This window comes from Streptomyces sp. 13-12-16, assembly GCF_002114215.1.
Lineage (GTDB): Bacteria > Actinomycetota > Actinomycetes > Streptomycetales > Streptomycetaceae > Streptomyces.
In genome coordinates this window covers 1,940-2,210 of sequence record NZ_NCTE01001011.1, presented here as the reverse complement: position 1 = coordinate 2,210, position 271 = coordinate 1,940, and the positions used below count along the sequence as shown (strand labels likewise).

1 pseudogene is annotated in these 271 nt (G+C 80.1%); it reads right to left on the bottom strand.

Annotation, left to right across the window (positions count from 1 at the left end):
• A pseudogene (locus B7767_RS47485) lies at nucleotides 1-271 on the bottom strand (hypothetical protein); the annotation flags it as partial.

The window sequence follows — 271 nt, the reverse complement described above, 5'->3', positions numbered from 1 at the left end:
CGGGACCGCCCGGGGGCACTCTCCGCGCCGTCTCCCGCGGGACGGATCGCGCCGCCCTCCGGCGAAGGCGCCCCGGCGTCGTACACCGGATCCGCCCCCGCGCCCCCCGGAGGGGGCGCCACGCCGTCTTCCGGCGAGCCCGGCCCGGCGCCCGCCACGGGCGGCAGCTCGCGTGTCTCGTCGTACGCGTTCTGCCAGCCGTGGGCGGCCGCGGGATCGGTGTAGGCGTCGTACGCCGGGGCCGGAGCGGCCTGCGGGAGGTATACGACCG